General features: G+C 62.1%; 8 protein-coding genes. 1 reads left to right on the top strand and 7 read right to left on the bottom strand.

The window, feature by feature from the left end:
* Positions 1–153: 153 nt before the first annotated feature.
* Entirely contained in the window at positions 154–1,449 is a 1,296-nt protein-coding gene (gbcA, locus tag BT116_RS08525) for a glycine-betaine demethylase subunit GbcA (RefSeq protein WP_063324047.1), read from the top strand.
* Positions 1,450–1,578: 129 nt separating this feature from the next.
* Here gbcA and BT116_RS08520 read toward each other — a convergent pair whose 3' ends face one another.
* From BT116_RS08520 to dgcB, 7 genes are all read right to left on the bottom strand, one after another.
* Positions 1,579–2,823, bottom strand: a complete 1,245-nt coding sequence (locus BT116_RS08520; protein ID WP_072342273.1) for a metallophosphoesterase — start codon at positions 2,821–2,823, stop codon at positions 1,579–1,581.
* Positions 2,824–2,850: 27 nt separating this feature from the next.
* Positions 2,851–4,719 (bottom strand): c-type cytochrome, encoded by a 1,869-nt coding sequence (locus BT116_RS08515; RefSeq protein ID WP_072342269.1) that lies wholly within the window; start codon positions 4,717–4,719, stop codon positions 2,851–2,853.
* A gap of 121 nt (positions 4,720–4,840) precedes the next feature.
* Entirely contained in the window at positions 4,841–8,293 is a 3,453-nt protein-coding gene (locus tag BT116_RS08510) for a GMC oxidoreductase (RefSeq protein ID WP_072342266.1), read from the bottom strand.
* A gap of 1,113 nt (positions 8,294–9,406) precedes the next feature.
* Positions 9,407–9,973 (bottom strand): GNAT family N-acetyltransferase, encoded by a 567-nt coding sequence (locus tag BT116_RS08505; RefSeq protein ID WP_072342263.1) that lies wholly within the window; start codon positions 9,971–9,973, stop codon positions 9,407–9,409.
* 255 nt (positions 9,974–10,228) lie between these two features.
* Complete coding sequence (locus BT116_RS08500; RefSeq protein ID WP_063324042.1) at positions 10,229–10,999, bottom strand: electron transfer flavoprotein subunit beta; 771 nt, start codon at positions 10,997–10,999, stop codon at positions 10,229–10,231.
* A gap of 13 nt (positions 11,000–11,012) precedes the next feature.
* The gene (locus BT116_RS08495) at positions 11,013–12,233 is read right to left on the bottom strand and encodes an electron transfer flavoprotein subunit alpha (protein WP_072342256.1); all 1,221 of its coding nucleotides are present in this window, start codon (positions 12,231–12,233) and stop codon (positions 11,013–11,015) included.
* Entirely contained in the window at positions 12,233–14,182 is a 1,950-nt protein-coding gene (dgcB, locus tag BT116_RS08490) for a dimethylglycine demethylation protein DgcB (protein ID WP_072342254.1), read from the bottom strand. The genes BT116_RS08495 and dgcB overlap by 1 nt, the downstream gene beginning before the upstream one ends.
* Positions 14,183–14,234: the final 52 nt, after the last annotated feature.

Genomic DNA, 14,234 nt, shown 5'->3' with positions numbered 1-14,234 from the left:
GGGAACAGATTGGGCCATGTCGCCCATGGATAAGGTTCGGCCCCTGCGCGGCCCCACACTCGCTCCAACAGACAAACACAATTTTCTGCCTTGCGTAGCACAACCGATCAGCCACTTTTTGATGGTCACGTAGAGGGCCATGAGGATAAAACGATGGACGTCACCACTACCCTGAGCCTGGGCGATCCGCTGGAACCCGCACGCAAGGCCACCGCACAGATGCTACAGGAACGCGAGCGCACGTTCTCGCTGCCTCAGCCGTTCTACAGCGATGAGCGCCTGTTCGATATCGACATGCAGGAAATCTTCCAGAAGGAATGGTTGATCGCCGGCATGACCTGCGAAATCCCGACCAAGGGTAACTACCTGACCCTGCAAGTCGGCAAGAACCCGATCATCGTGATCCGCGGCGCCGACGGTGTGGTGCACGCCTTCCATAACGTCTGCCGTCACCGTGGTTCGCGGTTGTGCACCAGTGACAAGGGCAAGGTCGCCAAACTGGTTTGCCATTACCACCAATGGACCTACGAGCTGGACGGTCGCCTGCTGTTCGCCGGCACCGAAATGGGCGCCGACTTCGACATGAAACAGTACGGCCTGAAACCCGTGAACGTGAAGACCGCCGGTGGCTACATCTTCATCAGCCTGGCGGAGAACCCGCCGGCTATCGATGACTTCCTGTCGACCCTGGCCCATTACATGGAACCCTACGACATGGAAAACACCAAGGTGGCGGTGCAAACCACCTTGATGGAAAAAGCCAACTGGAAGCTGGTACTGGAAAACAACCGCGAGTGCTACCACTGCGGCGGCGCGCACCCGGAACTGCTCAAGACCCTGCTGGAATGGGACGACGTCACCGACCCACGCGCCGACCAGGCGTTCAAGGACCACGTGGCCGCCTCCGCCGCCGCGTGGGAAGCCGAGAAGATCCCTTACGCCCACGCCAGTTTCGGCCTGCGCAATCGCATCGTGCGCATGCCGCTGCTCAAGGGCACCGTGTCGATGACCATGGACGGCAAGCAAGGCTGCGCCAAGCTGATGGGCCGCATCAAGAACCCGGACCTGGGCTCGATGCGCATCCTGCACCTGCCGCATTCGTGGAACCACTGCATGGGCGACCACATCATCGTGTTCACCGTGTGGCCGATCAGCGCCCAGGAAACCATGGTCACCACCAAGTGGCTGGTGCACAAGGACGCGGTCGAAGGCGTGGACTACGACGTGGCGCGCATGCGCCAGGTCTGGGACGCCACCAACGACCAGGACCGTCGCCTGGCCGAAGAAAACCAGCGCGGCATCAACTCCACCGCCTACCAGCCAGGCCCGTACTCCAAGACTTATGAGTTTGGCGTGGTGAACTTCGTGGACTGGTACAGCGAGCGCATGCTCAACAACCTCGGGGCCGAGCCAGCGCCATACCTCAAGGGCGTTCCGGTCCAGGGCTAAAACCAGGCGCTTCGGTTGGAGATCATTCCCACGCTCCGCGTGGGAATGCAGCCCGGGACGCTCTGCGTCCCGAAAGCCGAACGCGGAGCGTCCGTTGAGGCATTCCCACGCAGAGCGTGGGAACGATCGTCAGTGAGAAGACCACCGCACACTGCCATCCTCCCCATAAAACGTCTCGACAATCTCCTCCCCCTTCAGCCGCACCTTCACATACCCGTTCAACACCCGCTGCGGATACGCCTCGTCACCCGCCAATTGAGTCTCCGACCACAACACCCCGGCATGCCCGTTCAATTCGCTGGTGGTGCCATAGGGGATCGCTCCGTGCCCGACGCAGCGCGCATGCAATCCGCCTTGGGGCGCGTAGCAGATACCGTTGTGCAAATGCCCCCAATACCAATAATCCGGCTCGCGCCCCAAGGCATCGCATACCGGTTGGTAAAGCGCCGTCTTGTGGTGCCCGGAAATATCAAAACCCTGGTGATGACTGAGCACCATGAGTTTCTTGCGCTTGGGCAGGGTTTTCATCCATTCGATCTGCTGGGTGTTGAGGGTGCCGTCCATGTACAGGTTCATGGCGTCCGAGGCGTAGGCGCTGTCGAGGCCAACCACCAGCCAGTCATCGTTGTACAGGGCAAAGTAACTGGTGCCTTGCTGCACCGGGAAACGCTTGGACAATTCCTTGAAATAGCCGTGGGCACCGCTGTACATCTCATGGTTGGAATTGAGGGTGAACGCGCCATGCTTGCCCTGGGGCCAGCCGACCATGTCGACGTCTTCCTGGGAATGGGTGCCGGCGTAATACACGTCACCCAGGTGGATGGTGAAATCGGCCAGGGCCAGTTGCATCTGGTTAGCCACCGCCACCGCCGGGGCGTGACTGTCGAACGGCCCGGTGCCCCAGTCGCCGGCGATGGCCAGCACCACATCGCTGTCCATTTTCACCAGCGCCGGGTTGGTGGCGAACGGCGCGTGGTGGCGCAGGTTCTCGATCCACTTGAGCAGCGCCTCGCTCCACAACAGGTCCAGCAGTTCCCATTTGCGGCAGCCGAGCAAGGTGCCGTCCTTGAGTACCCGAGTCGGTAGCTCGTCCTCGCTTTGCGGCAACGGCGTGGGGTTGCCGATCTTGAGGATCGACAAGCCGTGGGACAACTCCCATGGCACGGCCGGTTCGTCGTCCGGCAGGTCGCCATGCTCGATGACATGCCGGGCCTGGTCGTGGCCTCGCTGCAGCAGCTTGACGATGGCCTGGAACTCCTCGGGTTCCAGGTCGTTGACGAGTTTTTTCCAAGACATTTCCAACCGCGTGACCAACCCGTGCAGGCGGACCTTGACCTTGTCGAACTCATGCTCCCAATGGTGCAGTAATGACATGTGAACGCTCCTTCGCAATGCCCTGGGCTACAGGGTCTTCATGAATTCGATCAGGGCCCGTTTATCGACATCCGACAGCTGCGTGCCATACAGATGGCCGCCGTTGTGGTTGCCTTCCAGACGGGTGTCGTATTTGAAATCCGCCGACGCCTTCATCTGCGCGCCGCTGGTGATGAAACCGACCTTCTCTTGGTCGTAGATGTCGGAGCCGGTGTAGAACACCTGCGGACGCTGCTGCGGCGGTTGCAGCAAATCCCACAGGGTCGGCACCGAACCGTTGTGCAGGTACGGCGCGCGCAGCCAGATGCCATCGGTGGGGGTGTTGCTGTAGCTCTGGGTCTTGCGGTAGGCGTTGAAGTCGAACGGCGGTTTCTTGAAGCCGTGGAACGCCGTCACCAACCCTTCGGTGAAAGAATTGAGTCGGTGGGGATCAGTGCCCAACTGGTCGATGTTGGTAGTAACCTGGCCCGTGTCGGTGCGGCCGAAGTCGTGGCAACCGGCGCAGTTTTTCTCCCAGATCGGTTTGCCCTGGGCGACTTTCGCCTGGTCCAGGGCGAACGGCCAGGCGGGCGCCTTGTGCCCCAACAGCCAATTGGTCACCCGGTTGAAACTCGGCGGCAATACCGATTCCGGTGTCGCGCCCACGGCCATGGCCGCGGCGTAATTGCGCTCATGGATGTTGTTGTTATTGCCATCCCAGTGCAGATACAGGGACTCGCGGGGTTTCTGGTTCCAGACCTGCGGCAGGTCCACGGTGCCGATGGTGGAGTCATCCGGGAAGCCGAACACCACCATTTTGGTCGGGTTGAAGGTGTCGGTCCGCCCTGGCCCCTGGGCCGGACGCAGCTTCTGCCAGGCGTAGGCCTGCTTCTGCTTGAGCAGCGCACTCTTGGCCATCGGGATGATCAGGTAACGGTTGTACAGCTTCTCGAAAAAGCCCAGTTGGAACTTGCCGTTGATCGCCGCCATGACCGCATCCGGGGTGAATTTCGGATCGCTGGCGCAATCGTAGGCAAACCACTGGAAGGCTTGCAGTTGCAGGGTGTTGGCCGGTGCGCTGGCGACCGGAACGGCGACGTCGCTGGCGTTGGCCCGGTAGGAACCGGTGTGACACAGGGCGCAGTTCGGTTCCACCGTGGGGTAGCCGAGCTGCCGCTTGGCCATGCCGATGGGCAGGTCATTGCCATTTTCGTAGAGGAAGCCGAACACCTCGTAACCGCCCGGCTTGGGCAGTTTCTCCGGGCACATCTGCGGCAGCACGGCGAACAGGTAGTAGGGAATCCGCGCCTCGATGCCCAGGCCGATGGCGGCGTATTTGTAATGGTCTTCATCGGAGGCGAAGTCTGGCTGCGGCACTTCGCGGATCATCTGGTACCAGGTCTGGTAGCCGATGAAGCCCAGCAGCAATACCACCACCAACGTGCCGACCTTGAAAGCGTGGCTCTGCCAGCGCCGCGTCCAACCGGCGCGCCACTCTCGCCAACCAGCACAGAGCAAGGCCAGTGGTCGATTGACCTGCGGGCTGCCCAAGTACAGCAGCACGCCCAGGATCAGGAACATGCCCAGGTCGCCCATCAACATCGGCACGAACAACTGGCCCTGGTTGTTGGTGTTGATCAGGTAGATCCAGAACACCACCGCCACCAACCGCGACAGCACGCACAACCACGAATGCACGACGAAACGCGGCGCGTTGAACCCCGAGGGCATGTAGAACAAGCTGATCCCCACCAGCAACATGCCGGTGTTTTCCAGCCAAGGATCGGACAACACGGGCGGCAAGCCGAGCATGGACGTCAGCAACGCCGGCGCGAACAGCGCCGGGATCGCGAAGACCATGTTCATCACAATGCCCACCCAGATGATGCGTTGGAACCAGCGGATGTAAGCGTTCATGGCATTTCCCCAGATCGTTCCCACGCTCTGCGTGGGCATGCATCCCGTGACGCTCTGCGTCACAAAAGCGGACGCAGAGCGTCCATGGCGGCATTCCCACGCGGAGCGTGGGAACGATCAGCTAGCCGAGGGCGGTCTTCTCCAAGTGCTCAAGAATGATCGGATACACATCCACCACCGCATCCTTGCCGAACATGCAGTCGATATGGCCGTAGCCCGGCACTTCGTGGCGACTGAACAATTGCGGGCCGTGCATATCGCACAGTCGCTCATAGGTCTTGAGGGTGCTCTGCGGCAGGTAGCACTGGTTATCGGCGCCGCTGATGAAGCAGATCGGCAATTTCAACCGATCGAAATGCGGCATGTAGACGTCGTTGCCCTTGAAATCCACCAGGTGCCCCTTGCGCACGATCAACGCCAGGTGCTCGAAGGTCTGGATGTTCGACTCGCCGAACAACTCATGCAGGTTGTCGTGCAGGGTTTCGTTGAGGGTGTCGTGGCGGTACAGCGACGCATACATGAACGTGATGCGATGGCAGACCGGGTTGGTGCAATAGCCCTGGGCCTCGATCCGGGCATAGCCGTTAAGGGCCTTGTCGTAGAGTTTGTTGAACCAGCTTTCCTTGGTGTCGGCGTAAGCCGTGAGGGACTTGATGCCGATGGCATCGAGCATCCCCGGCAAATGCAAACCGGCTTTCAGACCGGTGGCGGTGGCCACCACCGTGTCGGCGGCGATCTGCGAGCAGACCACCGAACGCACCCCCTGCAAACCCGCCAGCATCGACATGAAGAACGTCGTCGCGCCGTAGCAATGCACCACGCACTGCACGTCACGGGCCAGGGTCGCTTGTTGGATCTGCTCGATGGCGGCCTTGAAATCGTACTGGGCCACTTGGTCGCCGTTCCATTCGTGCTTGCTGGCCGGTAGCAGGATACTCACCCGCAAATCCAACAGCCAGACGTCGTATTCGTGCTTGCAGAGGTATTCCAGCAGGTTGGTGTGAATGGTGTCAGTGGAGAAAATATTCGAGCCCACGCCCAGGCCATGAACCAACATCACCGGGCCTTTGGTGCCGGCCTGGTAACGGGTCAGGCGCAGCTCGACGTTGTCTTCGGTCTGGAAGAAATGCACCACCGGTGGCGGCGCATCCAACGGCCGTTTCAACCGGGGCGGCGCGTCCGGGTTGAAGTAGACGTCGCCGGCGAAGACACCGCCGTAGCTCTCCCACAAGATGCCGGCAAAGAACTTGCCGAACCGCGCCAGCGCCTCCACGCGCTCACGTTCATTGCGAGCATTGAGCACTTTCATGGTGGTCATTTGCTTGGCGAAGTCGGTCGGCAGAATGTGCATCACCCCCGAACCGATCACCGCGCCGGTCTTGTCCGGCCCGCGATAGAGCGTGACATAGAGCGTACTGGTGTCATGCCAGATGTTCAGCACACCGTTGTCCTCGGGCACGGTCTTGAAGGCGCTGAAGTAATAGTCGTTGCCGTCTTCGGCGGTCAGCTTCATGTCGTAGTTCATGTGCCGCACGCCAACCTGCCCCTGATACTGCTCAAACAGGTTGAATACCCCATTGCTGGCGACCAGCGGCTGCGACGAAAGCGACGGTGCGTCGAGAGTGCCCACCAGGGTCGCGGCGTGTTCCGGTTCCTTGATCATGCGGTTGAGGTCGGCGGCGGTGATGGTCAGGGTGAATTCGATCGGCGAGTTGTCGGCTTTGCCCCGCTTGGCCGCTGCTTCGTACAGGCTCAGATCGGTGCCCTGGGGCTGGATGAAGGCTGTGGAAAAGTAGCCCTTCATGGTTTCGGTGAACTGCACGCCGAGGGTCGGCGCCGCCACCGGCTTGCGCGGGGCCGAGGGCAGCGTGTAGTCGATGGTCCAGCCGCGGTCGGCTGCCAGCAACCCCATGTTGCGCTCGCTCACGGCCGAGATGGTCAGCAGCGGGTTGACCGCCAGGGACGTGGGGATCACCGCACCGTCGGTCACGTACAGGCCCGGGTAGACATCGGTGCCACTGGCGCCACTGAACACCTGGCCCTTGTGGTTGACCACGCCTTGGGTCGCATCCTCGCCCATCACGCAACCGCCCAGAGGATGGACCGAGACGATGCTGTGCTTGAGCAGCTTGGTCCAGATCGGGTTCTCGACCCAGATCCCGCCCAGCGCCTTGGTGCTCTGGTGCAGCCGCTCGTTGCCGAGGGTGACGTTCTCCTGTTCGCCGACGCCGGGCCAGTCGATACGTAACTGGTCCTTGTTGTCGAGCAGCATACGACCCTTGGCGTTGTCATGGCTCATGATCAGGTAGGTCTGCATGTTATGCAGCGCACCGTAGTAGGGACCGCGCAAAAAGCTCTCGGCTTCGCGCCCCTTGTACTTGAGGCTCGCGCCGAAACCGGTGTCGGTGGGCACGCCGATCATTTCGGCAAACGCCGCCATGCTCGGCACCATGGCCCGACCGAGGGCGCCGGGAATCGAACCTTCCTCGATGACCATGCGGCTGCGCCAGTCACCCTCGGTGCGCATGTCGATGACCGAGGTGATGCACGGCCCCACCGGTTCCAGTTCCTTGGCCGAATGGGCACCGAAACCGATGCCGTTGATGACCTGGTCACAATTGTGGCCGAAGCCGAGGATGTCGCCGTTGCCGCTCATGTGCTCGCCCAGTTGGTCGGACATCGCCAGGCCTTTGTCACGGGAACGCAACATGATCTCGGTGGAGCCCAGGGTGCCGGCGGACACCACCACGATGTCGGCACGCACGAACAGGGTCGGCGCCGAGAACATCTCGCGACCGCTGTCCAGGTACTGGAAGTGCACGATCCAGCCATCGCCGTCGCGCTCCAGGTGCCGCACCTCGGCCTGGCAGAAAATCTCCGCGCCGTGGTTCCAGGCATCCGGCAGGTAGTTCATCAGCGTGGTGTTCTTGGCCTTGTTGTTACAGCCCGAAACGCAATCGCCACAACCATTGCACGGCAGTTGTTCGACACCGACGTGGTTGAGGTTGTTGGGCAGCTTGTCGAAGGTCACATTGATCGGCGGCTTGTAGAAATGCGCGCCTTGCTTGAGGTAATCGGCGGACTTCTTGTGGGCGTCGAGCTTGGGCAGGTTTGGCTCCGACGCCGGATAGGCGTTGGGTTTGAGCATCTCCCGGGCCCGGGCGTAGCCGTCCTTGAGCAGCGTGTCGCGGTGTTCACGCACCGCCAGCGGCCAGCGCGGGTCGTCGAACACGCCAGGCTCCGGCTCCAGCGCAACGTTGGCATTGATCAGCGATGTGCCACCCAGGCCGCAACCGACCACCACGTTCTGCTGGGCGTTGACGTGCAGGTCGAACAGCCCGGTGCGCGAACCGATATGCCCGTCCGGGTCATGGACCTGCAGTTCTTCGGTGGCCGCGAGCAGGGTGTTGGGGTATTCGCCGGGCTGGATCTCCCGGCCACGCTCCAGCAGGCACACCTTGCGCCCGGCCCGGGACAGGCGCGAGGCAGCAATGCCGCCACCGTAGCCGGAACCGATGACGATGACGTCGTAGTGCTCCTGGATATCACTGATGGGGGTCGAGATCCGTGTCATGTTCAAGTCCTCAAGGCAGAAGGGGCAACTCTGCGGTTGCCTGCAAATCGACAGGCGCACGAACGCCTGGCCACTATCCCGTACGGGTTCGAGCGGCAGTCAGCGGTGTTACGGGGAAACGCGGGAACCTGCCGGGGCGCTATAGCCGCGCACGCAGATTGACGGCACGGCGAGCGGGCCGTTTGGGCAACGAGGTGGGACGCGTCGGGACGCACGTCGCAGGAGAAAATGAATACGAGCGAGGGGTTTGGCTATCCATCATGCGTTCTCCCTGAACCTGATGTGGATAAAATCGCGCTGTGTCCTTGTGCCATGAGTGAAGACAGGTGGCAGACCCTCGTCAAGGCAGTTCCCTAGAACTGTATGAAATTTGATCTATCGCGTTTTCGTCTATACCTGCCGTGGCTTGCAGCCTTTCGCAAACAACTTATCCACACGACCACCCACAGCAAATGGGGACAAGTGCGCCACGAACGGAATTTTTCTGAGGATAAAGCGAAGAAAAACCGTGACTTATGAACAATGACAGTTTTTAGACGCCACAGGTCAAATATTGATCAACGGCTTGAAAGCCCTGCCTGGACTGGCGTGTGGAGGACAACGAACACCTTATCCACAGAAGCGCCAACAGTGTTTGGGGGTAATTTTGACGATTCTGTGGAAAACCGCCCTAACGCTTCGTAAATCACGGGTTTACAGGGATTTTCTGGATGGAAACAGCAGTTTGTTCATTTTCTGATCAATCCACCGGAGACCGCGCCCCGCTTGGCTTGCAGAGGACAGCGAACATCTTATCCACAGAAGCGCCAACAGAGATTGGGGGCAAGTATCGGTGAGCGCCCATGCTTATTCACAAAGAAAACCCATGAAAAACCGTAGGTTAGTCTGCCTGTTTTTTGAGCACTGCCCTGGAGGGCCCGATTGGCGTGGTGTACCGCAAGGGGCGAACAGGTTATCCACAGAGGCGCGCACAGCGATTGTGGGTAAACACATGCCCGGTGGGAGCGAGCTTGCTCGCGATGGCGGTGCGTCAGTCAACATCGATCCCACTGATCTACCGCTATCGCGAGCAAGCTCGCTCCCACAGGGGTTCAGGTGAGGCCGCCGTGCCGGTCAAGGCCGATGCATGAGGTAGGCGGCGCCCGTTACCTGAATCATCGGGTGCGGGACAACCTGACAGGTCTTGACGATGCTGAAGCCATGGCGCTCGTAAAAGCGCCGGGCGCCGGTGTTCGCGGCATAGTCGATCAAGCTCAGGCCCTTGAGCTCCAACTGATCGGCACGCTGCTGCGCCCGCTCGAGAAAGCGCACGCCCAACCCCTTGTTACGCCAACCCTCATGGAGGGCCAGGCTGGAGATATAGAGGGTGTCGGGGATTTCCATGTCGGCGTAGGGCGCCAGGACAGGGTCTGTCACGGGGGCCGCCTGTGGATCATGACGCGTCACATAAGCGTGCATCATGCCAATGACCTGGCCGTTGGCCTCGGCGACAAGGCAGTTCTGGTAGGAAAAATCGACATCTTCCCGGGCATAACGCGCGGCGCCCACGTCAAGGAGATCCTGGCCTGGCTCCGCCAGCTGGCTCCAGATGTAATCCGATGCACCCTCCGAGGAGATCCGGAACAAGCGAGCGATCTCGCGTGTATCCGTGGGCAAGGCCGGACGAATTGCTACTTCCATTGAGGGGACTCCATTGGCGATGAAACGACCTTTTTTACCCACAGGCTTGGGACGCGGCAACTCGCCAGGCCAGTGGTTTTATGGCCGGATGTTGCAGCAGGTCAGGCGGGTGTTTTTTGAGTTCAGGCCTGGATGGCCTTTGCGGCGGGGCCGGACAGGTTATCCACAGAGGCCCACAGCAACGGTGGGCAAACACATGCCCTTTGTGGGAGCGAGCAAGCTCGCTCCCACAAAGGGATTCAGGTATTCCTGGGCTTAGCGAACAACCCCTTCCTCAATCAACAGCTTGAGAATCGCCTCGGCCCCGGCCTCAGGGCTCACGCCCTTGAGCACTTGCCCGCCTCCGCCGCTGGCCTTGGCCGTGGCGGCTTTCATGCGGTCGGCGCCGCTCTTGGCCTTGATCACTTTCAAGCGTTTGGGGCGTGGCTTGGCCGGTTGCAGGGTGGCCACCGCCAGCAAGGTGTCGTCGAGCACTTCGACCTCCTCGGCATGCAATGCCCCACGCCGGGCCGGACCGTAGGCGCTTTGCCGAGGTTTTGGCGCGGCGTTATCCACAGTGGCCAGGAACGGCAGGCGCACTTTCAGGCGACGCCGTTGGCCGCGAGGCAAGGCTTGCAGCACCAGGGCCACACCGCCGTCGATGGATTCGACCTGGGCCAGCCCCACTACCAACGGCCAACCGAGATTCTCGGCCAGCAGGAACGGCAGCATGCCCGAGCCTTCACCGGTTTCCGCCTGGCTACCGGTGAGCACCACTTGGGCGCCGGCATCACGCAGGTAATCGGTCAGGGCCGGCAGGGCATCGGCGCCAACGGGGTTTTCCAGTACGTGCAATTCATCCAGGCCCATGCCCAAGTAGGCGCGCAGGGCCGGTTCCGCCACGTCGCCGGCGTGCAGCACTTGCAGGTCGCTGCCGGCCAGTTGCAGGCCCAGCTCCACGGCCCGGGCGTCCTGTTCAGCGCGCCGGGGGCGCCCGGAAGTGGGGTGGGCGCCGATGGACACGAGGCTGATCACTTGGGTACTCATCAACTTATCCTTCTTAAGCCGCATCGCGCTTGGCTTCGTTGCGGTAAGCCTCTACCGCCGCGATCAAGGCCTGGAGAATCGCCGCGCTGTCACCGATCACCGACAGGTCCGCCCGTTTGATCATGTCGCAACCCGGGTCGAGGTTGATCGCCACCACCTTGTCGCAGGCGCCAATGCCCTGCAGGTGCTGGATCGCCCCGGAAATCCCCACGGCCACGTAGACCCGCGCCGTAACCCAAGTGCCGGACGCGCCGACCTGACGGTCGCGGGCCATGAAACCATCGTCCACCGCCACCCGCGAAGCGCCCTCGGTGGCGCCCAGGGCGGCAGCGGTCTGGTGGAACAGCGCCCAGTCCTTGACCCCGTTACCGCCGGAGAAAATAAATTCGGCCTCGGCCATCGGGATCGCCCCCGGGTCCACCGCCACCGCGCCGAGATCCTCGATACGCGACAAGCTGCGGGCCACGCTTGTGGATAACTCCACCGGCAAGGCTTCGTGGCGGGTTTCGCTGACCGGCTCGGCGCATTCGGCCGCTGCCAGGATCAAGCGCGCCAATGGCCGGGCCAGGTCTTGCAGGCCGGCACCGGCGCGGCCGATGCACTCTTCACCCTTGACTTGCCAGACCCGCGTGGCCGGGCGTTCGCCCAGGGCCGCCGCCAAGCGCCGGCCCAGTTCGCCGCCACCGGTGCGGCTATCAGGTAACAGCCAATGGCGTGGGCTGAACTGGTTATCCACAGCCCGCAGGCCTTGCACCCGTTGTTCCGGTGCATAACCGCTGAATTCCTCGCCATCGAGCACCAGCAAGCGGTCGACACCGGCCGTGGCGAAGGCGTTTTCCTTGTGCTCGCCGAAGACCACCGCCAGCACTGCACCGTCCGTACCTGCAAGCTGATGGGCCAGGCCCAGCAGGTCGCGGTCGTGGCTACTCAAGCGGCCCCCGACCATGTCCGGCACCACGCTGATGTAGAACGCCGGTTGCGGCACCTGATGCAACGGCAGTTGCACTTCAACGGCGGCCGTGCGCTTGCTCGCGCCCCCCTGCTGGGCGCCGCTGCGGTCGATGCGCTTGATGCCGTTGGGGCCGATGAAACCGACGCCATGGACATTCTTGCGAATGACGCCGTTGGGCCCCATCCAGCTGTGCTGGACCGGTTGCATGGCCGCGTGCAGCGGGTGCAGGCGGTTGCGGGCGATCCACTCGGCGCGAGGGTCGCGGCGGATGATGTCGCTCATTAATGCACCTCCGCGGGTTCACGTTTGACCGGGATCACCGGTTTGCTCGAGGCCGCGTCTTCCAGCAACGCGTCGGCCACCAGTTCGGCGATGTCCTTGATCATCGGCCGCGGCTCGACCACACCTTCGAGCATCGCGGTGCACTGTGGACAACCTACCGCCACCAGCTCAGCGCCGGTTTCGCGGATGTCTTCCATGCGCATGTCGGGAATACGCTGTTTGCCCGGGATGTCGGTGATCGGCGCACCGCCGCCACCTCCGCAGCAACGGGAACGGAAACCGGAACGCTGCATCTCCTTGACCTCGATACCCAGCGCGCGCAGCACCTGGCGCGGCGCCTCGTATTCGCCGTTGTAGCGGCCCAGGTAGCACGGGTCGTGATACGTCACGCTGTCGCCCTTGTGCTGGCCGAGGTTCAGGGCACCGGCGTCGATGATTTCCGCCATATAGGTGCTGTGGTGCTGCACCAGGTAGTTGCCATCGAAGGCGCCGTATTCGTTTTTCAGTACGTGGAAACTGTGGGGGTCACAGGTGACGATGCGGTTGAAGCTGTATTTGGCCAGGGTCTGGATGTTGCGTTTGGCCAACAGCTGGAACGTCGCCTCATCACCCAGGCGCCGGGCCACGTCGCCGCTGTCGCGTTCTTCGAGGCCGAGCACGGCGAAGTCGATCTTCGCCGCCTTGAGCACTTTGACGAAGGCCCGCAGGGTGCGCTGGTTGCGCATGTCGAAGGCGCCGTCGCCGACCCAGAACAGCACGTCGGTGGATTTCTTCTCGCTGAGCAGGTTCAGGTTCAAATCCGCCGCCCAGTTCATCCGACCACCCGGGGCAAAGCCGCCAGGGTTGTCGGTGGCGATGAGGTTTTCCAGGACTTCGGCACCTTTGTTTGGCGTGGCGCCTTTTTCCAGGGTCAGGTGGCGACGCATGTCGACGATCGCATCGACGTGCTCGATCATCATCGGGCATTCCTCGACGCACGCCCGGCAGGTGGTGCAGGACCACAGGGTCTCGGCGTCCACCAGGCCATTGACGATCGGCTGATGAGGATTGCCGCCGTGTTCGCCCACGGGTTTGCCGGGGTATGGGCTGCCAGCGAATTTCGCATCGGTGCCGCCGGCCAGGCCGACGACCATGTCCTGGATGAGTTTTTTCGGGTTCAGCGGCTGGCCTGCGGCAAACGCCGGGCAGGCCGCTTCACACTTGCCACACTGCACGCAGGCGTCGAAGCCGAGCAGTTGGTTCCAGGTGAAATCCTTGGGTTTCTCCACGCCCAGCGGTGCCGCTGGGTCGTTCAGGTCCAACGGCTTGAGCCCGGTGGAACGACCGCCGCCAAAGCGCTCGGCGCGGCGGTGCCAGGCCAGGTGCAAGGCGCCGGCGAAGGCGTGCTTCATCGGTCCGCCCCAGGTCATGCCGAAGAACAGCTCCGAGACGCCCCACAGCACACAGACACCCAGGACCGCCGCCACCAGCCAACCGCCGAAATTCTCCGGCAGGATACCCGCCACCGGCAGGGTCACCAGGAAGAACGACGCCGAAAACGCCAGCAGGCTTTTCGGCAGACGCATCCACGGGCCCTTGGACAAACGGGCCGGCGGATTGCGCCGACGCAGGTAAACGAAGATCGCACCGACAAACATGACGGCTGTCATCAACAGCAAGGCGTAGCCGAGGAAGCGGTTATGCAGGCCGAAACCATGGACCAGTATCGCCAGCACCACCGACGCCACCGCACCACCGGCCGTGGCCACGTGGGTGTTGGCAATGTATTTGTCCCGCGCCACTACATGGTGCAAATCCACCATGTAGCGCTTGGGCATGGCGAAAAGGCCGCCGATCAGGTCGACCTTGGACGGTCGCCCCCGGCGCCACATGTTCACCCGCCGCAAGGCGCCGAGGACCGCAAGGCCCAAAGCGGCGAACAGCAGGATAGGAAGAAGGGTGTTCAACATGGTGAAGCTCCCACCAATACATCTGGAGAAACGCCACTGATCGTTCCTCACG

The sequence above is a fragment of the Pseudomonas sp. NFACC16-2 genome (genome assembly GCF_900119205.1).
GTDB classification, from domain to species: domain Bacteria; phylum Pseudomonadota; class Gammaproteobacteria; order Pseudomonadales; family Pseudomonadaceae; genus Aquipseudomonas; species Aquipseudomonas fluorescens_Q.
This window is presented reverse-complemented; position numbering and strand designations above follow the sequence as displayed.